Source organism: Micromonospora sp. WMMA1998 (assembly GCF_027497375.1).
In the GTDB taxonomy this organism is placed as follows: domain Bacteria; phylum Actinomycetota; class Actinomycetes; order Mycobacteriales; family Micromonosporaceae; genus Micromonospora; species Micromonospora sediminicola.
In genome coordinates this window covers 1,533,979-1,557,440 of the sequence record NZ_CP114911.1, presented here as the reverse complement: position 1 = coordinate 1,557,440, position 23,462 = coordinate 1,533,979, and the positions used below count along the sequence as shown (strand labels likewise).

The 23,462-nt window shown below is 74.5% G+C and carries 22 protein-coding genes; 7 read left to right on the top strand and 15 right to left on the bottom strand.

What is annotated here, in order from left to right; all coding sequences use genetic code 11:
* Positions 1-24 precede the first annotated feature (24 nt).
* The 6 genes from O7600_RS06760 to O7600_RS06735 all read left to right on the top strand — a co-directional run bounded on the left by O7600_RS06760 (position 25) and on the right by O7600_RS06735 (position 6,625).
* Positions 25-1,089, top strand: coding sequence for an ABC transporter permease (locus O7600_RS06760; RefSeq protein ID WP_281592821.1), 1,065 nt, complete (start codon positions 25-27; stop codon positions 1,087-1,089).
* Positions 1,086-1,778: an ABC transporter ATP-binding protein gene (locus O7600_RS06755; RefSeq protein ID WP_281592819.1), complete on the top strand. Its 693-nt coding sequence runs from the start codon at positions 1,086-1,088 to the stop codon at positions 1,776-1,778. Before O7600_RS06760 ends, O7600_RS06755 begins: the two co-directional genes overlap by 4 nt.
* Positions 1,779-1,872: 94 nt before the next feature.
* Complete coding sequence (locus O7600_RS06750) at positions 1,873-3,186, top strand: M48 family metallopeptidase (RefSeq protein WP_281592818.1); 1,314 nt, start codon at positions 1,873-1,875, stop codon at positions 3,184-3,186.
* A 195-nt stretch (positions 3,187-3,381) separates the two neighbouring features.
* The gene (locus tag O7600_RS06745; protein ID WP_281592817.1) at positions 3,382-4,335 is read left to right on the top strand and encodes a TerC family protein; all 954 of its coding nucleotides are present in this window, start codon (positions 3,382-3,384) and stop codon (positions 4,333-4,335) included.
* A 169-nt stretch (positions 4,336-4,504) separates the two neighbouring features.
* Positions 4,505-4,975, top strand: coding sequence for a hemerythrin domain-containing protein (locus tag O7600_RS06740; RefSeq protein ID WP_281592816.1), 471 nt, complete (start codon positions 4,505-4,507; stop codon positions 4,973-4,975).
* A 141-nt stretch (positions 4,976-5,116) separates the two neighbouring features.
* Positions 5,117-6,625: a PLP-dependent aminotransferase family protein gene (locus tag O7600_RS06735; protein ID WP_281592815.1), complete on the top strand. Its 1,509-nt coding sequence runs from the start codon at positions 5,117-5,119 to the stop codon at positions 6,623-6,625.
* Here the strand turns inward: O7600_RS06735 and O7600_RS06730 are convergent.
* The 15 genes from O7600_RS06730 to O7600_RS06660 all read right to left on the bottom strand — a co-directional run bounded on the left by O7600_RS06730 (position 6,570) and on the right by O7600_RS06660 (position 21,504).
* Positions 6,570-8,033, bottom strand: coding sequence for a UbiD family decarboxylase (locus O7600_RS06730; protein WP_281592814.1), 1,464 nt, complete (start codon positions 8,031-8,033; stop codon positions 6,570-6,572). The two genes, O7600_RS06735 and O7600_RS06730, sit on opposite strands and share 56 nt — an antisense overlap.
* Positions 8,030-8,398, bottom strand: a complete 369-nt coding sequence (locus O7600_RS06725) for a chorismate mutase (RefSeq protein WP_281592813.1) — start codon at positions 8,396-8,398, stop codon at positions 8,030-8,032. Before O7600_RS06725 ends, O7600_RS06730 begins: the two co-directional genes overlap by 4 nt.
* On the bottom strand, positions 8,395-8,742 hold the full coding sequence (locus O7600_RS06720; RefSeq protein WP_281592812.1) for a cupin domain-containing protein: 348 nt from the start codon (positions 8,740-8,742) through the stop codon (positions 8,395-8,397). Before O7600_RS06720 ends, O7600_RS06725 begins: the two co-directional genes overlap by 4 nt.
* Positions 8,732-9,436, bottom strand: a complete 705-nt coding sequence (locus O7600_RS06715; protein WP_246248268.1) for a flavodoxin family protein — start codon at positions 9,434-9,436, stop codon at positions 8,732-8,734. Before O7600_RS06715 ends, O7600_RS06720 begins: the two co-directional genes overlap by 11 nt.
* Before the next feature lie 57 nt (positions 9,437-9,493).
* Entirely contained in the window at positions 9,494-10,798 is a 1,305-nt protein-coding gene (locus O7600_RS06710; RefSeq protein ID WP_099160513.1) for a TrpB-like pyridoxal phosphate-dependent enzyme, read from the bottom strand.
* Positions 10,799-10,826: 28 nt separating this feature from the next.
* A complete protein-coding gene (locus O7600_RS06705) occupies positions 10,827-12,050 on the bottom strand; it encodes an MFS transporter (protein WP_281592811.1) in 1,224 nt (407 codons plus the stop codon).
* Positions 12,041-13,276 carry an ATP-grasp domain-containing protein gene (locus O7600_RS06700; protein WP_281592810.1) on the bottom strand — a complete coding sequence of 412 codons (1,236 nt, stop codon included), beginning with the start codon at positions 13,274-13,276 and terminating at the stop codon, positions 12,041-12,043. The genes O7600_RS06705 and O7600_RS06700 overlap by 10 nt, the downstream gene beginning before the upstream one ends.
* On the bottom strand, positions 13,273-14,061 hold the full coding sequence (locus O7600_RS06695; RefSeq protein WP_281592809.1) for a phenylalanine--tRNA ligase beta subunit-related protein: 789 nt from the start codon (positions 14,059-14,061) through the stop codon (positions 13,273-13,275). Before O7600_RS06695 ends, O7600_RS06700 begins: the two co-directional genes overlap by 4 nt.
* 106 nt (positions 14,062-14,167) lie before the next feature.
* The gene (locus O7600_RS06690; protein ID WP_281592808.1) at positions 14,168-15,409 is read right to left on the bottom strand and encodes an MFS transporter; all 1,242 of its coding nucleotides are present in this window, start codon (positions 15,407-15,409) and stop codon (positions 14,168-14,170) included.
* A complete protein-coding gene (locus O7600_RS06685; protein ID WP_281592807.1) occupies positions 15,409-16,698 on the bottom strand; it encodes an amidohydrolase family protein in 1,290 nt (429 codons plus the stop codon). Before O7600_RS06685 ends, O7600_RS06690 begins: the two co-directional genes overlap by 1 nt.
* Positions 16,699-16,725: 27 nt before the next feature.
* Entirely contained in the window at positions 16,726-17,373 is a 648-nt protein-coding gene (locus O7600_RS06680) for a prephenate dehydratase (RefSeq protein ID WP_281592806.1), read from the bottom strand.
* The gene (locus tag O7600_RS06675) at positions 17,357-18,781 is read right to left on the bottom strand and encodes a phenylacetate--CoA ligase family protein (RefSeq protein ID WP_281592805.1); all 1,425 of its coding nucleotides are present in this window, start codon (positions 18,779-18,781) and stop codon (positions 17,357-17,359) included. The genes O7600_RS06680 and O7600_RS06675 overlap by 17 nt, the downstream gene beginning before the upstream one ends.
* Positions 18,782-18,810: 29 nt before the next feature.
* Positions 18,811-19,521, bottom strand: a complete 711-nt coding sequence (locus O7600_RS06670) for an SDR family oxidoreductase (RefSeq protein WP_281592804.1) — start codon at positions 19,519-19,521, stop codon at positions 18,811-18,813.
* Positions 19,522-19,537: 16 nt separating this feature from the next.
* Positions 19,538-20,122, bottom strand: coding sequence for an aminodeoxychorismate/anthranilate synthase component II (locus O7600_RS06665; protein ID WP_281592803.1), 585 nt, complete (start codon positions 20,120-20,122; stop codon positions 19,538-19,540).
* Positions 20,119-21,504 (bottom strand): anthranilate synthase component I family protein, encoded by a 1,386-nt coding sequence (locus O7600_RS06660; protein ID WP_281592802.1) that lies wholly within the window; start codon positions 21,502-21,504, stop codon positions 20,119-20,121. The genes O7600_RS06665 and O7600_RS06660 overlap by 4 nt, the downstream gene beginning before the upstream one ends.
* Before the next feature lie 401 nt (positions 21,505-21,905).
* Between O7600_RS06660 and O7600_RS06655 the strand changes: the two genes are divergently transcribed.
* A complete protein-coding gene (locus tag O7600_RS06655) occupies positions 21,906-23,273 on the top strand; it encodes a PLP-dependent aminotransferase family protein (RefSeq protein WP_281592801.1) in 1,368 nt (455 codons plus the stop codon).
* The last annotated feature ends 189 nt before the right edge of the window (positions 23,274-23,462 follow it).

Here is a 23,462-nt window from a genome sequence, read left to right as displayed (position 1 = left end):
TCGCCGGAAGGGACCGCCGCTGCCGTGTTCGTCGCCTGGAGAGACCTGAGATTCGCCAAGGGGCGCTTCGCCCTGATGGGCGCCGTCATCGTGTTGATCACGCTGCTGGTCGGCCTGCTGTCCGGGCTGACCGCCGGGTTGGACCGGCAGAACACGTCCGCGATCACCGGCCTGCCCGCCGACCGGATCGCCTTCGGCGGCGGGCCGGCGTCGTACGGGGACTCGACCGTCACCGAACGGCAGTGGCGGCAGTGGGCGGCCACGCCCGGCGTGACCGCCGCCGAGCCGCTCGGCATCAGCACCACCCGGGTGACCGCTGGCGGCCGGGGCGCCGCGGTCTCCGTCTTCGGCATCCGGCCCGGCTCCCGCCTCGGCCCGCCGGGCGTCGACCTCGACGACGGTACGGCGGTTCTCACCACCACGGCCGCCGCCGACCTGGGCCTGCGCACCGGTGACCGCCTCACCCTGGCCGGACGGGAGCTGACGGTGGCGGCGGTACGCGGCGACGCCTCCTTCAGCCACACCCCGGTGGTCTGGGCCAGCCTGGACTCGTGGCGGCGCACCGTGGCCGCCGGCGCGGACACCGCCACCGTGATCGCGTTGCGGACCGGTCCCGACGTGGACGTGGCCGCCGCCGACCGGGCCGCCGGCACCCGGACCGTCGGCACGAACGAGTCGGTGACCGCGATCGGCTCCTACCGCTCGGAGAACGGGTCGCTGCAACTCATGCGTGGCTTCCTGTTCGCCATCTCCGCGCTGGTCGTCGGCGCCTTCTTCACGGTCTGGACGATCCAGCGCGGCGGCGACGTCGCGGTCCTCAAAGCGCTCGGCGCCTCCACCGCCGCGCTGCTGGTCGACGCGCTCGGCCAGGCCGGGATCCTGCTGGTCGGCGGCACCGTCGTGGGCACCGCCGTCGCCGCCGGGCTCGGCGCCGCCCTCTCCGGTTCGGACGTGCCGTTCGTGCTGACCCCCGCCACCGTCGCGCTCCCGGCGGCGGTGATGGTGCTGCTCGGCACGGTCGGGGCCGCCCTGTCGGTGCGCCGCATCACCTCCGTCGACCCGCTGACCGCCCTGGGGAGCGTCCGATGAGCCTCGACCTGACCGATGTCACCCTCACCTATCCGGACGGGGACAGCCGGCTCACAGCCCTCGACCACGTCACCCTGTCGGTGCCGAGGGGAAGCCTCACCGCCGTGGTCGGCCCCTCCGGCTCCGGCAAGTCGAGCCTGCTGGCGGTCGCCGCCACGCTCGTCACCCCGGACACCGGGGGCGTCGCCGTCGACGGCGTCGTCACCACCGGCCTGACCCGGGGCGCGCTCGCCACTCTGCGCCGACGCGCGATCGGCATCGTCTTCCAGCAACCCAACCTGCTGCCCTCGCTGACCGCCGCCGAGCAGCTCCAGGTGATGGCCACGTTGGACGGACGGTCACCGGCCCGGGTCCGGCGGCGGGCGGACGACCTGCTCGACGCGGTCGGTCTCGGTGCGCAGGCGGGACGGCGGCCGCACCAGCTCTCCGGCGGTCAGCGCCAACGGGTGAACATCGCCCGCGCGCTGGTGAACGACCCGGTGGTGCTGCTGGTTGACGAGCCGACCAGCGCGCTCGACCACGAGCGGGGCGCCGCGGTCGTCGACCTGATCGCCCGGCTCACCCGCGAGCGGGGCACGGCCACCGTCCTGGTCACCCACGACCGGGACCACCTCGCCGCCGCGGACCGGACGGTCGAGATGCGCGACGGCCGGCTGCACCCGGCGCCGGAGGTTCACCGCCTCCGGTAGCGGTCCACCACCGGGTCCACCCCTGTGGGGCGGCGTCGAACCCCGCACCGCCGGGGCCGCCGCGATCGGCCGCCGCGCCCTACACTCCTGCCTCGTGTCGACGACGATCATGCCGCCGGGCAGGTGTGCCGGCTGTGGCCACGAGCTGGTCTCGGCGGGGCCCGAGAGCGCCTCCTGGTGCCCCGGGTGCCGGTGGAACCTGGACGAGTACGACCCCGCGTTGGCGCCCTGGCGGGGGACGAAGCTGGTCGGGCGATGGGGGTTCCGGCGGGGCCTGCGGATCGACCGGGCGACCCGCGCGGAGCTGTCGGCGGATCCCGACGCCGGCTCGGCCGAGACGTCCACCGGCGAGGTCTGGCTGTCGGCGGTCTCGGTGGCGCTGGGGCTGGTCGGGGCGGTCGCGGTGGGTTACCTCGGCTGGCTCTTCCTGGCCAGCGGCCTGCCCGCCGGCGTGCGGGTGGCGTTCGCGCTTCCCGCCGTGCTCGTGCTGCTGCTCGTGAAGCCCGCCTTCGGGCGGGTGCCCCGCGCGGGCGTGCTCAGCGAGCGGGACGCGCCGCAGCTGCACCGCCTGGTGGGCGAGGTGGCCCGGGCGGCGGGCACGCCGGTCCCGGACGTGATCTGCGCCGACCTCAGCATCAACGCGGGCGTCGCCCGGTTGGGCTGGCGACAACGGTCGGTGCTCGTCATCGGCGTTCCGCTGTGGGTGATGCTGCCCCGCCCCGCCCGGGTGGCGCTCCTGGCCCACGAGCTGGGGCACCTCGCCAACGGGGATCCACGCCGGGTACGTCGGACGCTGCTGGCGCGCGCGTTCGGCGCCCGGGCGGTGGCGGCCACCGGCGGGCGGAACCCGTGGCTGCGCGCGGTGCACGGCGCCGACTCCGTGGCCGTGCACGGTGGTGGCCTCGCCGCCCTGTTGTCGCTCGTGGTGCACGCGCTCCTGGGGCTGGTGAACGTCCTCGGCGCCACCGCGCAACTGCTCGTCGACAGCGTCGCGATGCCGGACAGCCGGCGGGCCGAGTACCGGGCGGACCTGATGGCGCGCCGGGTGGCGGGCACGGACGCGTTCCTCCGGTCCTGTGAGGTCGTCCTGCTCGCCGAGCGGATCTGGTCCGAGCTGTGGCACCTGGCGCCCCGCATCGACGGTGAGCGGCTCGAACCGATGGCGGCCGAGCTACGGGAGCACCTGGCGCCGAAGCTCCCGCTGGCCCGCCAGCTCACCCGGCGCGGCACCGACCTGTGGAGCACCCATCCCGCGGAGGACCAGCGGATGCGGCTGGTCGAGGAACTTCCCCGGGTCGACGGGACGCTGCACGTGGACGAGAGTCGTTGGGCCGAGCTGGACCGGGAGCTGGCGCCCTGGCGCCGGGCCGTCCACCACGCCCTGCTCGGCACCCGGGACCGCTACTGACGGAGGTTGACACACGAACTGCGCTTCGTGAATAATGGAACGTAGTTCGAGGGGGAGTACCCGCCACCGGACGCGCGGTCGTCAGGACGGACCCACCACGGGTCCCGGCCGCGCGGGCCGCCCGCGCGGCGGTCCGGGGAGACCTTCGACCCGTTCGCCGGCGACCAGCCGGCCCGGTCGGAGGGAGCGCCGCGCGTGTCCGTACCCCTGTGGGCCTGGTTGGCCCTGACCGCCGCGATCGCCGTGATGCTGGCGGTCGACCTGTTCCTGCACCGGGACAACCACGTCATCGGCTTCCGCGAGGCGGCCGTGTGGTCGGCGGTCTGGATCGCCGCCGGACTGGCGTTCGGTGTGGTGTTGTGGCTGTGGCAGGGCGACGAGGCCGCCGGCGCCTACTACGCCGGCTACCTGATCGAGAAGGCGCTGTCGGTGGACAACGTCTTTGTCTTCGCGTTGGTCTTCACCTACTTCGCGGTCCCGGCCGCGTACCAGCACAAGGTGCTGTTCTGGGGCGTCATCGGCGCGCTGCTGTTCCGGCTGGTCTTCATCTTCGTCGGCGCCGGGCTGCTGGAGACGTTCTTCTGGACCGCCTACGTCTTCGGCCTGTTCCTCGTCTGGACCGGCTGGAAGATGGCCTTCCGGCACGACGCCGAGATGCGTCCCGAGCGCAACCTCGTCGTCCGCGCCGTGCGCCGGGTCATCCCCACCGACGCCCGCTACCACGGCGACAGGTTCTTCACCCGCCTCGACGGCAGGCGCGTCGCGACGCTGCTGTTCGTGGTGCTCGTCGCCGTCGAGGCCACCGACCTGATCTTCGCGATCGACTCGGTCGCCGCCATCCTGGCGATCACCACCAGCACGTTCATCGTCTGGACCGCCAACGCGTTCGCCGTGCTCGGTCTGCGCAGCCTCTACTTCTGCCTCGCCGGCCTGCTGCGTCGTTTCGTGCACCTGCACTACGGACTGGCGTTCCTGCTCGCCTTCGCCGGGGTGAAGCTGATCCTCTCCGAGACCCCGGTCGGCAAGCTGCCCATCCCGCTGACCCTCGGCGTCATCGTGGCCACCCTCGCCGTCTCCATCGGATGGAGCCTGGCGACCACCCGGGGCGCCCCCGCGCCGGCGACGGTCCGGTCGGACGAGGGTCGCTGACGACGGATCCGCGCCCGGTCCCCGGCGATCGAGCCGGGGGCCGGGCGGCCCGCGTCGTGCCCTAGACTCGGCGCAGCGTCGCGTGTCGGTGGCAGGCCGTGCCAGGCATGGAGGCGCCGGACCGGAGGGAGCACGACGATGATGATCGCCGTCCCTTCGCCCTCTCCCCGTGGGTGAGGGTGGAAAGACCAGGCTGGTGGCCTGGAGTCAGGAGATGCGCGCCGTCCACGAGCGGCTGCGCGAGGCGCTGCGGGTGACGCGGCAGGCATTGGCCGACGGCACGCCGGCGGAGCCGGCGACGCGTGATCTGCTGCTGTTCTGTCACGGGTTCTGTGCCGCGCTGAGCGCGCACCACGAGGGCGAGGACCGGGAGCTGTTCCCGGCGATCGCGCGGCACCACCCCGAGCTGCGGGAAACCCTGCACCAGTTGCGGCAGGACCACTCGATGATCGGGCACCTGCTCGCCGGCCTGAGCGCCGCGGTGACCCGGGACGCCCCGCCGGAGGAACTGGGCCGGCACCTGGAGGGGGTGGCCGCGATCATGGAGTCGCACTTCCGGTACGAGGAACGGCGACTGCTCACCGTGCTGGAGACGCTGGCGCTGGACGCCGACCCCGCCGACGTGCTGGGCCCCCTCTGACGACAGGTCGTGAACCCGTCGATCATGAAGGTGGCGGCGAAGTCGATCTCGGATCATGCCGCCACCTGCATGATCGATCGGTGGAGAGAGGCGGGGGCACTAGGATCGGGGTGGGGGATCACAGGCGGGGGAGCGGGTCGGGTGGGTGGGTCGCAGCTGCTTGTCGTGCTGGACCGGGACAGCTCGGTGCCGTTGCAGCAGCAGCTCTGCGACCAGATCAGCGGATCCGTGCGGAGCGGCCGACTGCGCGCCGGTGACCCGGTGCCGCCCAGCCGGGAGCTGGCCCACCAGCTCGGTGTCTCCCGCACCGTGGTGACCCGCGCGTACGAGCTGCTGCGGGCCAACGGTGTCCTCACCTCCCGCCGCGGCTCCGGCACCCGGGTCAGCGGCGCGGTGCCCGACCTGCCACACCGCGACCCGCCGGCCCGGGCGCCGCTGCGGCCGGAGCCGCCGCTGCCCACCGACGCGGGCAGTCCACTGTGGCGACCGTGGGAACCGGCGCCCATGCACCGGCCCGACGGCGCGTACGACTTCCGGCACGGCACGCCGGCGCTGGCCAGCTTCCCGGTGGCCCGGTGGCGGCAGTCGCTCGCCGAGGCGGTGAGCCGGGCCGACGCGGTGGCCCTGGGCTACGGCCCGGCCGAGGGCTCACCGGCGTTGCGCGACCAGATCACCGCGTTGCTGCGGCGCAGCCGGGCGCTGGACGTGTCCCGCGAGCACACGATCGTGACCAGCGGCGCCACCCAGGCCATGGACATCCTGGTCCGGCAGCTCGTCGGCCCGGACGACGTGGTGGTGATCGAGGACCCGAGCCACACCGTGCTGCGGCAGATCTTCGGCTACTCCCGGGCGGCGGTGGTGCCGGTCCCGGTCGACGCCGAGGGGCTGCGGGTCGACGAGATCGCCGACCGGGTCCGCGGCCACGGCCTCGACCCGGCCCGGGTACGCCTGGTCTACGTCACCCCGTCGCACCAGTTCCCGACCGGGTTCGTCATGTCCGAGCGGCGGCGGCGGGCGCTGCTGCGCTGGGCCCGCGAGCACGGCGTCACGGTGCTGGAGGACGACTACCACAACGAGTTCAGCTTCGTCGCCGAGCGGCTGCCCTCGCTGGCCGCCGATCCGCAGGGCGCCGACGTGGCCTACGTCGGCAGCTTCAGCAAGACTCTGTTCCCCTCGCTGCGCATCGGCTACGCGGTCCTGCCGCCGCACCTGGTCCGGCCGTTCCTCGGCATCAAGTGGATCACCGATCGGCTGACCCCGACGCTCACCCAGGAGGCACTGGCCGAGTTCGTCGGCTCCGGCGCGTACGCCCGGCACATCGGCCGGATGGACCGGCTCTACCGGCAGCGCCGGGCCCGGCTGCTGGAGGCGCTCTACGAGCACTTCGGCGCCGGCGTGCGCGTCTCCGGCGCCGCCGCCGGGCTGCACGTGCTGGTCACGCTCGGCGGCGCGCCCGGCGCCGACGAGACGGCGATCGTGCGCGCCGCCGCGGCGCGCGGCGTGCGGGTCTATCCGGCCTCCGGCTACTTCGTCACCCACCCGCCGTCCGAGCCGACGTTCCTGATCGGGTACGCGGCGTTGCCCACCACCCGGATCACCGAGGGAGTGGCGCTGCTGGCCGCCGCGGTGCGGGACGCGACGGCTCGGTGAACCGGGGCCGGCGGAACCGGTCGCGCTGGGCGTACGGCACGGTGCAGTCGAAGACCGCCTTCGCGGTCCGCCCGTCGGCCGACAGCGAGCGGGAGTAGCCGGTGTGCTGGCTCGGATCCAGCGGAAAGCCCTCCCGGTCCGGCAGCACCCGCAGGTCCTGGTCGGCCTGGAAGCGGGTCACCATCGCCCACCACAGGTCCTGGTCGGACTCGACGTCGACGTCCTCGTCGACGCAGAGCACCAGCTTGGCCATCCGGAACGCGTCCAGCACCGCCTCGCCGGCGGCCCGGACCGCCGCGTCGTCGGCCGGGTCGCGCTTGGCCGGCCACTGGAGCACCACCATGAGCTGACCGCCGCCGGCGGTGTGGCAGTGCGCGGCCCGCGCCGGCGTGCCGCGGCGGCGCAGCAGGTCCAGCACGGCGGCCTCCATCCCGAAGCCGAGCAGCACCGACTGCTCGTGGCCGGGGCCGGAGACGGCCTGCAGGATCGGGCTCTCCCGGGCGGTGATCGCGGTGACCCGGATCAGCGGCAGCGACGGGTGCGCCCGGCCCTGGTAGCCGAGGAACTCCGGGGTGGCGACGGCGCCGTGCCGGCTCTCCGGCGCGTGCTCGGCCAGCAGCTCGCCCTCGATCACGTACTCGGCGTGCGCGACGAACTCGGCGTCCACGGTGGCGCACGGCAGCAGCTCGACCGGCCGGCCGCCGAGCGCCCCGGCGACCGCCAGCTCGTCGACCTCCGGCGGCACCAGCGAGGTCGGGCAGCAGGAGGAGAGCAGCACCGCCGGGCCGAGTCCGAGGTGGACCGCCACCGGCAGTGGGACCCTCCGGCGCAGGGCGGCTTGGTGGGCCAGTTCGAGATCCCGACCCGGGACCATCCAGATGGTCAGCGTGTCCGGGCCCTGCACGCACATCCGGTGCACGGACAGGTTGCGGACGCCGGTGTCCGGGTCGGTGGCGAGCACCGCGCCGAGCGTCAGGTAGGGACCGGCGTCCTCGTCGGTGAGCACCGGCACCGGCAGCGCGGTGAGGTCCGTCGGCAGGCGCCTGCGGGGCCACCGCGCCGGGTCGGGCGCGGGCACCGGCGGGCGGGGTGCGGCCACCGCGTCGAGCAGCCGGTGCGGCAGCTCGGTCGGGGTGACGCCGAGCAGGCCGGCGGCCCGCCGGCGGGTGCCGTAGAGCCCCATCAGCACGGCCCGGGTGGGGCCGTGGTCGGGGCGTACCCGGTCGAAGAGCACGGCCGGGCCGGGACCGGTGGGCGGGGCGGCGGGTGCGCCGGCCCAGCGGGCGTAGTGCGCCGAGACGCCGTAGCGGGCGGGCAACTCCTCGGCCACCCGCACCAGCTCGCCCGGCAGCGGGTCGAGCGTGGCCAGCGCGTGCCGCAGGTCCACCGGCGCGCGCAGCCCGGTCATCGCCGGTCCGTCGGGGCCGGGGCGGCCCGCCGGGCCGCCAGCATCTCCAGTTGCATCCGGGTCAGCTCCTCGATCAGCGCGCGGTAGGTGGACACCGCGACCTCCGGCGGCATGCCGTGCCGGTCGGCCAGCTCGCGGACCCGGTCCAGGACCTGCCGGACCCGGTCCGGCGACCGGACCGCCGCCTCGTCCGACTTGTGCACGGTCAACTCCCGGACCACCCGGGTACGGACCGCCAGCAGCTCGACGATCCGCTGGTCGAGCCGGTCCACGGCGGCCCGCAGTTCGGCGATCCGGGCGGGACCGTCGACGGCGTCGACCGGCGGCGAGCCGGCCGACGCCCCCGCGTCGTACCTGTCGGTCACGGCTGCGGGACCCGGTCGATCACGAACACGACGGTCGGCTCGTCGTCGCTGCCCTGCGAGCGGTGCTCCTCGTCGTCGGGGATGACGAAGCCCATGCCGGGGCGGCACGGCACCGAGCGGTCCCGGAAGTGGATGGTGAACTCGCCCCGCAGCACGTAGCCGGAGTGGCCGCGCAGGCACCAGTGGTGCTCGTCGAAACCGGCCGGCAGCTCCAGCAGCCGCAGCCGCTGCCCCCCGACGTACGCGATCTTGACGCGCCCCTCCGCGCCGGGCTTGTCCCACCTCTCCCACTCGGTCGCCGGGAAGTCGATGCCGACCGGCACGGTCGCCTGCTCAGTGGACATTCTCGGTGTCTCCTCTGTTCGGGACGGATTCGGCGCGGCGCTGCCGCGGCACGCGTTCGTTGCGGTCCCGCCGGGGCAGGACCGGGCCGCCGGTGGACCGCCGGTGTTGCTGGAGCAGCTGCACCATGTCGACCATCCGGTGCACCATCCGCTCCAGCGCGTCGACGCCCTCGGGGTCGGTCAGCCCGGGCGTGCCGGTGGTGTTGCGCAGCAGGACGGGGAAGCCGCTGCCCACCAGGATCATGCGGTTGAGCAGCAGGTTGTTGACGATCTGGTTGTGCACCGACGAGTCGCTGTAGCGGCGTCCGGTGACGATGATGCCGCCCACCTTGTCCGCCAGCGGGCGGGTGAAGCGCAGGTAGCCGACGCCGGCCCGCTCGATGAAGATCTGCATCAGGTGGGCCAGGCCGAACCCGTGCACCGGCGCGGCGTAGATCAGCCCGTCGGCGCGGACCATCTGCTCCACCAGCGCCGGGACGTCGTCGTCCAGCTGGCAGGGCAGCGTACGGCTGTTGCAGTCGCCGCACGGGCTGCACGGCGAGATCCGGTGCTCGCGCAGCCGCACGGTGCGCAGGACCGCGCCGCGCTCGGCGATCAGACGCCCGGCGTGCGCGACCGCGAGGTCGGTGTTGCCGCCGGCCCGTTCGGATCCGTTGATGGCCAGGATGGTGGCTGCTTGGCTGGGCAATCGCACCCCCGAGGGCTCGTCGGCCGGGACGCGGCGCCGCACCGCGCCGCGTCCCGGCCTCGTTCAGTCGGTCAGCTTTCCGGCGAAGTAGTCGATGTAGGCCTGCATGTCGAAGTGGCCGTGCCCGGACAGCGAGAACAGGATCGCCTTCTCCTCGCCGGTCTCCCGGCAGCGCAGCGCCTCGTCGATCGCCACCCGGACGGCGTGGCTGGACTCCGGCGCCGGCACGATCCCCTCGCTGCGGGCGAACCGCACGCCCGCCTCGAAGCAGGCGGTCTGCGGCACCGCCCGCGCCTCGATCAGGTCCACCTCGCGCAGCGCGCTCACGATCGGCGCCATGCCGTGGTAGCGCAGCCCACCCGCGTGGATGGCCGGCGGGCGGAAGTCGTGGCCCAGCGTGTGCATCTTGGCCAGCGGGGTGAGCCCGGCGGTGTCGCCGAAGTCGTAGTCGTAGCTGCCCTCGGTCAACGACGGGCAGGAGGACGGCTCGGCGGCCAGGAAGCGGACCGTCCGGCCGCCCTCGAACTGCCGGCGCAGGAACGGCAGGGCCAGCCCGGCGAAGTTGGAGCCGCCGCCGGCCGCGCCGACCACCACGTCCGGATAGTCGTCGGCCAGTTCGAGCTGGAGCAACGCCTCCTGGCCGATGATCGTCTGGTGCATCAGCACCAGGTTGAGCACCGAGCCGAGCGCGTAGCGGGCCGAGCCGCCGCTGCCCATCGCCGCCTCCACCGCCTCGGAGATGGCCAGGCCGAGGCTGCCGGTGGCGTCCGGGTCGGCGGCGAGCACCGCCCGGCCGGCCTCGGTGCGGTCGCTCGGGCTGGCGGTGACCGTGGCGCCGAACGTCTCCATCAGGCCCCGCCGGTAGGGCTTCTGGTCATAGCTGACCCGGACCATGAAGACGTCGCACTCGAGGTCGAAGTAGGCGCACGCCATCGACAGCGAGCTGCCCCACTGGCCCGCGCCGGTCTCCGTGGTCAGCCGCCGCACGCCGTCGAGCTTGCTGTAGTACGCCTGCGGCACGGCCGTGTTCGGCTTGTGGCTGCCGGCCGGGCTGACCCCCTCGTACTTGAAGTAGATCCGGGCCGGGGTGTCCAGGTCGCGCTCCAGCCGGCGGGCGCGGATCAGCGGGCTGGGCCGCCACTGCCGGTAGATGTCGAGCACCGGGCCGGGGATGTCCACGTCCCGGTCGGTGGCGAACTCCTGCGCGATCAGCTCGGAGGCGAACAGCGGCGCCAGGTCGGCCGGGGTGATCGGCTCCCGGGTGCCGGGATGCAGCATCGGGGGCAGTCCCTTGGGCAGGTCGGGGACCACGTTGTACCAGGTCGTGGGGATGTCGCTCTCGGGGAGGACGAACTTCGTCGTGGTCATGGCCTCTTCCGGTGAGGGGTCGGGTGGATCACGGACGGGCGGTGGCCGGCGCGGCGGGTTCCGGCACGGGCCGGGCCTGGGGCCGCACCCGCAGCACTGCGAACGCGACCACGCCGACCACCGGGGTCAGCAGGAGCAGGAGCAGGACCGGGCGGTGCCCGCCGGCCTGCCAGACGAAGCCCAGCCCCATCGGCACCACGAGTCGGGCGGAGCTGAGCACGAAGCCGTTGAGCGCCATGAACCCGCTGACGCGGCGGGGCTCCACATGGTCGGCGATGTAGGTGGGCACCACCACCGACGCGATGATCTCGCCGAGCGTCCAGACCACAGTGGACAGCAGCACTGCCGGCAGCGAGAACGCGAACACCAGCACCGCCATCCCCGCCGACCACAGCAGGCCGGCGACGATCAGCAGCGTCCGCGTCGGGTACGCCTTGATCCGCTTCTCGATCAGCAGGCCGGCGCCCACCACGACCACACTGTTGACGGTGTAGACCGCGCCGACCACCGCCACCGACGACGCCAGCACCTCGGTGACCGCGAGCGGCAGCGTGTACTCCAGACCGATCAGCGGCGCGACGTAGCAGAACGACACCACCACCAGCACCGCCACGTCCAGGTCCCGCCGCAGCTCGGCCCGCCGCGCGCCGGTCGGCGCGGGCACCGTCGCCGCGTCCCGCCCGGTGTCGGCCGGCACGAACAGCCGGATGGTGAGCGCGGCGAGCAGCCCGAGCGCGATGTTGCCGGCGAACATCAGCCCGTACGAGTAGGCCGCGGCCAGACCGCCCAGCAGCGGCCCGACGCCCATGCCGAGGTTGTTGGCGATGTAGCTGACGGTGTACGCGAACGGCCGCTGCTCCGGCTCCGCCAAGTCGGCGATCAGCGTGTTGGCCGCCGGCGCGAACATGCCCATCCCGACCAGCGCCACGAACAGCAGCGCCAAGTACGTCCACGGCGGACCGTCCAGCACCGCCAGGCCGAGGTAGCCGACCGCGTTGAGCAGCAGACTGGACACCAGCGCGGCGCGGCGGCCGGCGCGGACGCAGACCGGGCCGCTGATCAGGCTCCCGGCGAGCAGGCCGGTGCTGCCCACCGAGATCAGCACCCCCGCCTCGCCGGTGCTCAGCTCCCGGCTGCGCACCAGGTAGACCGCGAGCAGCGGGAAGACGAACATGCCGGCGCGGTTGATGAACGAGGCCAGCACCAGCATCCGCAGCGGACGCGGCAGGGCGCGGAACCGGCTCAGCCACATGACGGCTCCCCGGCCGGCTCGGTGCGCACCTCGAACGCGTCCCGGATGGTCTTGAACCGGGCCCGCACGTCGTCGAAGTCCCGCCCCTCGCAGACGTACCAGCCCAGGACGTCGTTGGAGGCGGTCGGTGGGGCGAGCACGTCGCCGACGCTCTTCCACACGTCCGCGTCGAGCACCGAGTCCAGCGCCCGCAGCTCCTCGGCGGTGGTGATCGCGGTGATCCGGCCGTACCGGTCGGAGCAGAGGTATTCCGTGCCGGTCTCCGGGCCCAGCACGGTGGCCGGCACGTGCGTCGGGTCCAGCTCCAGCCGGCACCACTCGCCGGCCAGGTTGATCCCGCGCCCGGCCTCGATCGCCGGGACGATCGAGCCGCCGCCGGCCCGGGCGGCCGCCTCGCCGAAGACCACCTCGCCGTCGTCGCGGAGAAAGAACTCGACGTGCGCGACCCCGGTACGCATGCCGAAGCCGCGCAGGATCTCCGCGTTGGCGGCCAGGATGCGCCGCTCCGCCGGGGCGAGGTCGTGCTTGCGGGAGACCGTGCCGCCCGGCTCGTCGCGGAACTCCAGCACCGAGTAGGTGTAGCGGGACAGCTGCTCGAAGACCACCTCGCCGTCGCGCAGCAGCGAGTCGACGTGGAACTCCGCGCCGCGCACGTACTCCTCCACCCGGTAGTCGTGCCGGGCATCGGCGACCAGCGGCCAGACCCGGGCCAGGTCGTCGGCCGAGTCCACCCGGTGGGTGTCGCCGCAGGCCCAGCCGGCGTACGGCTTGACCACCACGGGCCAGCCCACCTCGGCGGCGAACTCGGCGACCGCCCCGACGGTGTCGGGCCGGCAGGACCGGGCCACCGGCACGCCCAGCTCGGTGGCGCGGCGGTGCATCACGTTCTTGTCCCGGAACGTCAGCGCCTGCTCCGGGTCCAGGCCCGGGATGCCGTGGTCGCGCCGGCACCGCGCCGCGGTGAGCACGTCGCCCTCGAACAGCGGGAAGATCCGCTCGACCGGACGCTCGGCCACGATCCCCGCGACCGCCGCCCGGACGGCCTCCGGGTCGTCCAGGTCGGCCCGGTGACAGGGTAGGCCGGCGGCCTCCGGGGCCGGCTGGTCGGCCGGCAGCAGCACCAGCGTGTCCACGCCCAGGTCGGCGGCGGCGGCGACCACGGCGCGGAACTGGGCGAGGTAGCGCCCGGCGGCGGGCCGGTAGACGACCAGGATCGCGCGGTTCACGACCGGCTCCCCGGGGTGCCGCCGGCGGGGCTGAGCGGGGCGTCGAGGGCGAACACCGCGTCCCGGCCGTCCCGGTCGAGCACCGCCCGGGGCCGGGGCGTGCCGGTCAGGTCGTCGAGCGTCGTGTCGAGCCGGGTCAGCGCCGCCTCCACCTCCGCCCGGCCGCCCGGGTGGGCCGCCTCGACGGTGAGCAGCAGCCGGCGGCGGCCCAGGTCGGTGCGGACCAGGTGGCCCTGGCGCCAGTTCCAGCGCCGGGAGTGCGCCCGCCCGGCGTCGTCGGCGTAGACGATCTCACCCGGATCGGGTTGCTCCGGCGTGTCCGGCATGCCCAGCGGCAGGTACGTCTCGGCGCCGTCGGCCGGCCGGACGACCAGCTCGGTGATGCCGTCGATTGCGCACGAGGCCACCGGCAGCGCGGTGTCCAGCGAGACCGCGTTGCACAGGTCGACGAGCGCGTTGATCCGGGGCAGCCGGTCGCCCCGGGCCACCCGGCGGGCGATCGACTCGGCGGCGCACGGGAACCGGTTCGGGTTCACCCCCACCGCCCGGTACGCCGCCCGCCACGCGGCGACGCCCGGCAGCTCCGCCACCCCGGCCTTGTCCAGGCCGGCCCGGTGCAGCGCGTCCTCGGCGGCGGCCAGCAGCGCCGCCACGGTCGGGGAGGCCGGCCCGACCTCGACCGCCGGCACGGCGATCAGGCCGAGGACGTAGTCCGGCACGCTGCTCAGCACCCGGTCGTCGATGCGGACGGCCAACCGGTCGGCGCCGTCGTCGAGCTGGGTCATCGTCATCCTCGTCGGTTCGGTTCACACGGTCGCCCCGACCGTACGGAGCGCAACAGCCACCGGTTGTGGCCAATCCGGGCGGATCCGGTGAGGCCAATCGGGGAGCTCACCGGCGCACGGCGACCCTCGGCGCGGGCCGGCCCGGCTCACGTCCGGTTCCCCCCTGATCGGGCGGTTCCCGGTCGTCCCCGGCTCCGGCGGCACGCGCGCCGAGCAGCGCGGCGCCCAGCGCCAGCACGCACAGCGCCGCGCCGACCGGACCGAGCAGGTCGACGGCGTGCTCGCCGCCGTGCCGCAGCACCCGGTTGCCGAGGAAGCCGCCCAGCGCGATGCCGAGGAACGTGGCCGACGAGTTGAGCGACAGCAGCAGCGGCCCGGAGCCCGGCGCGACCGTGAAGAGGCGGTGCTGCTGGGCCGGCTGGGTCGCCATCGCGGTGAGCCCCCACGCCGCCATGGCCAGCGTGGCCGGCAGCAGCGCCTGCCGGGTCAGCGGCAGCGTGGCCAGCACCAGCGCCAGCCCGGCGACCGAGGCCAGCAGGACCGGCCGGGCGCCCCACCGGTCGGTGGCCCGACCGCCGAGCACCGTGCCGACGACCCCCGGCACGCCGAAGACCAGCAGCAGCACCGCCAGCAGTGACCCGTCGCCGTCGGTGGCCGGGGCGAGCAACGCCCCGACGTAGGTCAGCGCCAGGTAGCCCCCGGTCATGAACAGCGCGGTGGTGAGCACCGCCGCGCCGACCCGGGCCTGGCGCAACGGCGCGAGCCGGGCGGCCAGCCCGGGGCCGGCCGGCAGCCGCATCGCCGGCAGCCCGACCGACACCGCCGCCGCGCAGCCGGCGCCGAGCGCGGCGAGCAGCCAGAACGTGGCCTGCCAGCGCAGGTCGGCGGCGAGCCAGGTGCCGAACGGCACGCCCGCCACGGTGGCCGCGGACAGACCGCCGAGCACCACCGCCATGGCCCGGCCACGCCGCTCCGGCGCGGCGAGCGCGGCGGCCGAGGCGGACGCGGCGGGCACGTACAGCGCCGCGCTCACCGCGGTCAGCACCCGCGCGCCGAGCAGCAGCGGCAGGTCGGGGGCCAGCGCCGACGCGACGTTGCCCAGGGTGAACCCGGCCAGCGAGAGCAGCAGCACGGTACGCCGCTCCCAGCGGCCGGTGACCGCGCCGAGCGCCGGAGCGGCGACCGCGTAGGCCAGCGCGAACACGGTGCTCACCCAGCCGGCCGAGGCGACGCTCACGTCGAGGTCCCGGGCCACCTCGGGCAGCACCCCGGCGACCACGAACGTGTCCGTGCCGATGGCGAACGCGCCCACCGCCAGCAGCGGGACCACGGGGACGAGCCGCCGCATCAGGCCACCCCCGCCGGCTGCCGGTCCCGGTACGCGGCGGCGTCCCCGGCGACCACCGCACCGCCCAGCAGCACCAGTTCGATCGCCTCCGGGCGGCCCAGCACGGTGATGTCCCGCGCCGGGTCGCCGTCGGTGACCACCAGGTCGGCCAGCCGGCCCGGCTGCACCGTGCCCGCCTCGTCACCCCGCCCGGCCAGCCGGGCGCCGTTGGCGGTGGCCCAGGTCAGCACCGTGGACGCCGGGATGCCGGCCATGCTCACGTACGTCTCCAGCTCCTCGGCGTAGCGGCCGTGCGGGGTCCAGGCGAAGCCGAAGTCGTCGCCGGCCACGATCGGGATGCCCATCTGGACCATCAGCGGCAGGATCCGCAGCGTGTTCTCCACCTCGGCCTCGAACTCCAGCGTCTCCAGGTACTCCGGGGTCTTGCCGTGCGCGGTGCCGGTGGTGAGCAGCCGGTGCGGCTGGTGCAGGCTCGGCACCACGAAGATGCCGCGTTCGGCGATCGCCTCCAGCGCCGCGTCGTCGGCGTACGTGGCGTGGTCGATGACGTCCACCCCGGCGGCGATGGCGTTGCGGATGCCGCCCAGCCCGCGCGAGTGCGCCCGGATCCGCACCCCGCGCTCGTGCGCCGCGCGGGCCGCGACCACCAGCTCCTCGGCGGTGAACAGCAGCTCGTGCGAGCGGCCGTTGGGGAACGTGTCGTCCCCGGTGGAGAACACCTTGATGATCTCCGCGCCCTGGTCGACCTCGGTGTTGACGTAGTCGACGAGCTCCTCCGGGGTGTCGGCCAGCCGCATCAGGTCGGTGGGGATCCGCTGCTTGACCGCCGGGTTCCGGCGTTCCGGCGGCCCGGACACCATCAGGTCCCGGCTGCACGGGGTGATCCGCGGGCCGGGCAGCCGGCCGGCCTCGATCGCCCGCCGCAGCGCCATGTCGATGCCGGCCACCGAGCCGGCGCCGACGAACGCGGTGTAGCCCAGCCGGAGCATCGCCGCCGCGTTCGCCGCCGCGCCGAGCGTCACCTCCGGGACGGTGTACTTGAACAGCGTCTCCCGGCCGTCGAGCACGTTCAGGTAGGCGATGTGGGTGTGGCCGAGCGTCATGCCCGGCATCACCGTCCGGCCGTCCAGGTCGAGCACGTCCACACCCGGGTCGTGCAGCGGCGCCTGCGCCTCGGGCAGCACAGCGACGATCCGCTCGCCGTCGAGCAGCACGCTGTGGTGCGGTCGGGACGCCACGCCCAGTCCCTCCTGGACGGTGGCGCGGTGCAGCAACGTTCGTCGGGACACGGTGGTCACTCCGATTCTCGAAGGGGTTCAGCGGTGGCCGAAGAGCAGCCAGACGATCTCCGCGCCGGGGCGGCGGACCACCCAGCGCAGCCCGTGCCGGCGTACCCCCGGGGCGTTCGTCACGGCGAGGTCGGCGCCCCCGGCGGCGAGCAGTTCGGCGGCGTGCTGGGTGGAGTCCGCGTCCACCCACCGCACCGGGCGGTCCGCCAGCGCGGACGGCGCCAGGTCGCCGAAGATCCGCCGGACCTCCCACAGCGCGGCCACCGTCACCGCGCCGGCGCCGGCGGGCGCGCCGTCCGCGCGGGCGGCGATGCCGTACTCCGGGGTGGCCTGCGCGAAGTACGCGTCCAGCCGCAGGTCCCGGTGCCAGTGGAAGCGAGTCGCGCCCTGGTAGGCGCTGGGCACCAGCGCCTGCTCCACCCGGCGGTCCACCAGTGCGCCGAGCACCGCGTCGAACGTGTCGCACAGCTCGATCCGCAGCGCGTGCCGCTCGGCGAGGAACGCGGCGGTCAGGTGGCTGGACGTGCCGGGCGGGCCGAGCGTCGCCACCGCCGTGCCGGGGTGGCGCGCCCAGCGGTCCACCACCGCCCGCCACCGCCGCCCGTACGCCCCGGCGAGCGGCCCGGGCAGCGCGGGGACCGGCTCGGTGGCGGCGGTGTCAGGTGTCGTAGCCACGCCTGCCCGCCATCCGCTGCGCCACCCGGGTCTCGTGGTCGTCGGCGACCCGCCGGTCCACGATCCGGGCGGCCTTCCAGCTCACGAACGCGCCGGTGCTGACGATCGGGTCCAACCCGTCGCTCAGCTCCACCTCGACCGGCACGCCGAGCGCGTCGGCGGCCCGCTCGCGCACCCCGGCGGCCACCCGGGCCGGGTCGTCGACCAGGTCCTTGAGCAGTTCCAGCCGGATGGTCAGCCGGTCGCCGCCGGTGGCCGGGTCGTGGTCGATCACCACCTGGTAGCCGGCCGAGCCGGTGACCCCGGTCAGCACCGCGCTCTCGATCTGGCCGGCGGTGCGCCGCCGGCCGCCCAGCTCGATCCGGTCCAGCGTCCGGCCGACGATCTGCACCAGGTCGCCGGGCAGCTCGCAGTCGCAGTCCGACGCGCCGACCACCACCGCGTCACCGGTGCGGTAGCGGATCAGCGGCTTCACCCCGTCGACGAGCATGGTGACGGTCAGCTCGCCGCTGCCGCGCGGGCCGTGCGACTCGCCGGTCTCCGGGTCGACCACCTCGATCAGGTAGTTGGTCTGGGACAGGTGCATCCGCTTGTTGCGGCAGGCGGTGGCGATGACGAACGCCTCCTGCGACCCGTAGAGGATGTTGTAGACGTCCGCGCCCCACACCGACTCCAGGTTGTGCGCCAGCGCCGGCGTGCACATCTCCCCGGTGACGAACAGCAGCTTGACCCCGAAGTCCTCACGCAGCCGGTAGCCGTGGTGCTCGGCGGCCTTGGCCAGCGTCAGCGCCACCCCGGGCGTGCAGCAGATCACCTCCAGGGCCAGGTCCTTCATCAGTTGCAGCGCCTTGGCGAAGCCGATCACCGGCGAGTACGGCCAGATCTTGGCGTTCATCGCGCCGACGTTGCGGGCGACGTCGCCGAGCGTGTCGCCGAACGAGTGCACCTCGGTCGGACCCATCAGCCCCACCCGGGGCGCGTGGTCGCCGAAGTGGTGCCGGAAGATCGACGCCCAGGACTCGGTGACGTGGGCGTTGCTGGCCACCACCTCCCGGCCGTCGCGGGGGCACGGGGTGGCGGGCCCGGTCGTGCCGGTGGTCTCGTAGAAGAAGACGGCCTCGGCCAGCGGCCGGCTGAGCACGTCCAGCATCTCCTCGCGCAGGTGCGCCTTCGTGGTGAACGGCAACGTGTTGAGGGTGGCCGGCGTGACCGAGGCCAGGTCGACGCCGGCCAGGTGCCGGGCGTAGAACGGCGAGCCGGTGGCGACCTGGTCGAGCACCCGCCGCAGTTGCCGGCGCCGCCAGGAGTCGAGCTGCTCGGCGGTGAGCGTGCGGTCGAAGAAGGCGCGGTGCAGGGTCAGGTAGTCGGCGGCGAAGCCGGCCGCCGGGCCGGTGGTCGGGAGCCACATGGTCGGGGTCCTTTCGGGTGTGGCGCGGGTCAGTGCAGGCCGCCGTTCACGTCCAGCACGGCGGCCGTCACGTAGCTGCTGGCCGGGTCGGCCAGCCAGGCGACGGCCGCGGCGATCTCGTCCGGCGTGCCGAAGCGGCCGACCGGGATCCGGGCCCGGTAGTCGTCGCGGCGCGCGGCCGGGACGCGGTCGGCCATCGGCGTCTCGACCAGCCCCGGCGCCACCGCGTTGACCCGGATCCGGTGCGCGGCGAGCGCCCGGCCGAGGCTGCGGGTCAGCGCGATCACCGCGCCCTTGGAGGCGCCGTACGCGGCGTCCGGGCTGCCGGACCGGCCGCTGATCGACGCGACGTTCACCACCGTGCCGGGGCGGCCGGCGGCGACCAGCGCCCGCGCGTACGCCAGGGTGCCGAAGAACGTCGCGCCGAGGTTGACGTCGAGCACCTCGGCGTACGTCTTCGCGTCGTAGTCGAGGAAGTCGCGGGCCAGGTAGACGCCGGCGTTGTTCACCAGCACGTCGGGTAGGCCGTGGCGGTCGCGCACGTCGGCGACGACGCGCTCCACCCGCTCCGGCACGGCCAGGTCGGCGACCACCGTCGCGTACGCCGACGGGTCGGCGGCCGGTTCGCGGTCGATGCTGACCACCCGGTGCCCGGCGCGGGTCAGCGCGGCGGTGACGGCCCGGCCGATGCCGCCGGCGCCGCCGGTGACCACGGCGAGCGGGGTCGGGGATTCGGTCATCACGGTCCTCCGCCGCTCAGCCCGCGACCGGCGACGGCGCGCCGCGCAGGAAGGTGTCGAACAGCCGCAGCCCGTCCTGGGTCATCACGCTCTCCGGGTGGAACTGCACCCCCTCCACGGCCAGCGTGCGGTGGCGCACCCCCATCACGTAGCCGTCGTCGGCGGCGCGCGCGGTGACCTCCAGCGTCGGCGGCGCCGGGTCGGCGACGATCAGCGAGTGGTAGCGGGTGACGGTCAGCGGCGCCGGCGCCCCGGCGAACACCCCCCGGCCGTCGTGCGTGACCTCGCTGGTCTTGCCGTGCATGAGATGCCGGGCGACCGCGACCGTGCCGCCGTAGGCCAGGCCGATCGCCTGGTGGCCGAGGCAGACGCCGAGCAGCGGTACCCGGCCGGCGAACGTGTGCACCAGCTCGACGTGCCCGGAGTCGGCCGGATGGCCCGGACCGGGGCCGAGCACCACCGCGTCCGGGCGCAGCGCGGCGAGCTGCTCGTGGGTGCGGGAGCGGGACCGGACCACCACGGTCGCCGCGCCGAGCGTCCGCAGGTACTGGTCGATGATGTGGGTGAAGCTGTCGTACGCGTCGACGAGCAGGACCTTCACGGCAGCAGCTCCTCGCCGGTCAGCGCCCAGTAGGCGGCGCTCATCTTGGCCAGCGTCTCCCGCCACTCGGCGGCCGGCGTGGAGTCGGCGACGACGCCGGCGGAGGCCTGGGTGTGGTAGCGGTGCCCGTCGTGCACGGCGGTGCGGATGCAGAGCGCCAGCACCGCGAACCCGCGCACGTCGACCAGCCCGATCGCGCCGGCGTAGATGCCCCGGGGCTCGTCCTCCAGCCCGTCGATGATCTCCATGGCCCGTAGCTTCGGCGCGCCGGTCATGGTGCCGGCCGGGAACGCGGCGCAGACCGCCGCCCACACGTCCGCGCCGTCGTCGAGCCGGCCGGAGACGGTGGAGACGAGGTGGTGCACGTATGCGAACGGCTCGACGTCGAGCATCGCGTCGACCGACAGCGTGCCCGGCTCGCAGACCCGGCCGATGTCGTTGCGGCACAGGTCGACGAGCATCACGTGCTCGGCCCGCTCCTTCTCGCTGGCGAGCAGCTCGTCGACCCGGCGGCGGTCGGTCTCCGGGTCGGCCGCGCGCGCGGCGGTGCCGGCGATCGGGCGCATCGACAGCCGGTCGCCGTCGATGCGCAGGAACAGCTCCGGGCTGGCCCCGATCACGGTCCGCCCGGCCCAGGGCGCCAGGTACATGTACGGCGACGGGTTGCGGTGCCGCAGCCGCCGGTAGACCTGCGCCGGGGTGAGGTCGGTCTCCACCTCGATGCGGTGGCCGATCTGGATCTGGTAGCTGTCGCCCACCTCGATGTGCCGCAGGCACCGCCGTACCCGCCGGGCGAACGTCTCCTCGTCGAGGTTGTCGTGGACCCGGGCCGGCGCCGGCGCCGCCGGCACCTCCGGGTTGCGGTCGGGTCGCCCGGCGAGCAGTCGCGTCACCGGCGGCGTGTCCTCCGGCGGCAGGTGCGGGCCGGCGGCGGAGAGCTGGTCGACGGTGCCGGCGCGCAGGTCCCACCAGACGGTGTGCCGGAACAGTGTCAGCGCGCACCGGGGGAGGTCGTCGACCGTCCGGTCGAGGGAGAGTTCGTCCATGTCGCGGGCCGCCTCGTAGGCCAGCGTGGTGAGGAAACCGAAGGCGAAGCGGTCGGTCGGCACCGTCGTGGAGACCGCGAACGCCCGGTGCACGGCGCGGACCACGGCCCACAGCCGCGCCGGGCCGGGCACGACCCAGGCGTACGTCGTGGCGTCGTGCGGCACGGGCGGGCCGAGGATCGCGGTGACCACGGCGCGCAGCGCGCCGCCGAGCGGGCCGGCGGCGGTCAGCTCGCACCGGTCGGCCAGGAACCGCAGTTCGGCGAGTCGGCCCCAGCCGACGGCCGCCGCCTGCCGGTCCCGCGCCGGGCCGTCGAGGCTTTCGAAGAGGTACACGTCCTCCGGGGTGTGCTTTTCCGTCAAGACGGTGTAAAGGGATAACGGATCGACGGACGGCAGTGTGATAGAGGTCACGGAAATCGGAATGGTGTCCGGTGGTGGCGTACGTCTCTCCGCCATTGTTCGGTGATGCGCGGTTTGTGCGCTCACCGTGGTCGACAATGAGGACACTGTGGAACCCCCCTCTGAGCAGCCCGCTCCCCGCAACGCCTGCCGGGCAGGGTTGCGTTCGTGACAGATCGGACTTCCCCCGTTGGAAAGGGCGCGCGACCACCCCCGCCCCCTGCGGGGAAACGGTTGCGGGCCCGGGAAACACTTTCGCCAAGTGCGGATCCCGCTGTCCATACCACTTCGGCTGACCGGGAGGGGACCACTCGGTGTGGCATCTGAGTCTGTCAATGGAAAGTGATGCGCGCGAAACATTGGCGGCGCAGCTCCGCAACGCTCTACGCCGGCAGATCGACCAGGGCGCGCTGCGGCCCGGCACCCGGGTTCCGTCCAGCCGGCAGCTCGCCAAGGACCTCGGCGTGTCCCGTACCGTGGTCGTGGAGGCTTACGAACAGCTCTGCGCCGAGGGATACCTCACTTCGCAGCGCGGCTCCGGCACCTCCGTCGCGGACGCCGCGCCCGCCGAGGTCGGCTCCGCGCTCACCACCGACGAGACGCCCACGCCCGAGGTGTGGGACCTGCGCGCCGGCGGCACCGACGTCTCCGCGTTCCCACGCCAGGACTGGATCCGCAGCGTCAGCGCCGTCGTCCGCGCCGCCGGCCCCCGGGAGCTGGGCTACGCCCCGCCGTCCGGCCTGCCGCCGGTGCGCCGCACGCTCGCCGGCTACCTCGGCCGGGTCCGGGGCGTCCGTGTCCGGCCCGAACACCTCATGGTCACCTCCGGGTTCGCCCAGGGGCTCGCCCTGCTCTGCCGGGTGCTGCGCGACCAGGGGCACGACGCGGTGGGCGTGGAGGACCCGGGCCACCCGGGGGAGTGGGCGTTCATCGCCGACGCCGGGCTGCGCCCGGTGGCCGTGCCGGTGGACCGGCACGGCATCCGCGTCGACGACCTCGCCGCCACCGGCGTCCGGGCGGTGCTGACCACCCCGGCCAGTCAGTTCCCGACCGGGGCGGCGCTCAGCCCGCAGCGCCGCGAGCACCTGCTCGCCTGGGCCCGCGCGGTCGACGGCTACGTGGTCGAGGACGACTTCGACGCCGCGTTCGTGGCCCCGGCGCAGCGCATGCCCGCGCTGCAGAGCCTCGCCCCGGACCGGGTGGTCTACGCGGGCAGCGCCAGCAAGGTCCTCGCCCCCGCGCTGCGGCTCGGTTGGCTGGCCGCCCCGCCCGGGCTGGCCGCCTCGATCGAGCGCGTCCGCGCCGGCTGGGACATCGGCTGCTCCGGGCTGGACCAGCTCGCGTTCGCCCGGCTGGTCGACACCGGCGCGTTCGACCGGCACCTGCGCCGGCTGCGGGCCGAGTTCCAGCGCCGCCGCCAGGCGGTGCACCAGCACGTCGCCCGCCACCTGCCCGGCGCGTCACCGCTCAGTGGCGACGGCGGCCTGCAGACCTACCTGGTGCTGCCCCGGTGGTGCGCCGAGGAGTCGATGGTGGATGCCGCCCGCCGCCGGTCCGTGCTGGTCCGCGGCGGCCGGTTCTACGCCCTGCGCCACGACGACCGCCCGCCCGCGCTGGTGCTCGGCTACGCCGGCGTGCGCGGCTCCGACCTCGGCCGGGGCCTGGCCGGCCTGGCCACCGCCTACCGCGACCTGACCCCCTGACCCCCCTCCCGCCGCCCCCACCGCCCCCGCCGCCCGGGGCGTTGACCAAGGAGTTTGGGTCTCGGGTCGGCGTCCCGACCGACGCAAACTCCTTGATCGCCTGCGGGGCGCGGGGTGGGCGGAAGGACTGGGCCCGCAGCTCTGCTGTCCCGAATCCCGGTGGACTGGCAGGAGCGACGGTCGGAGACT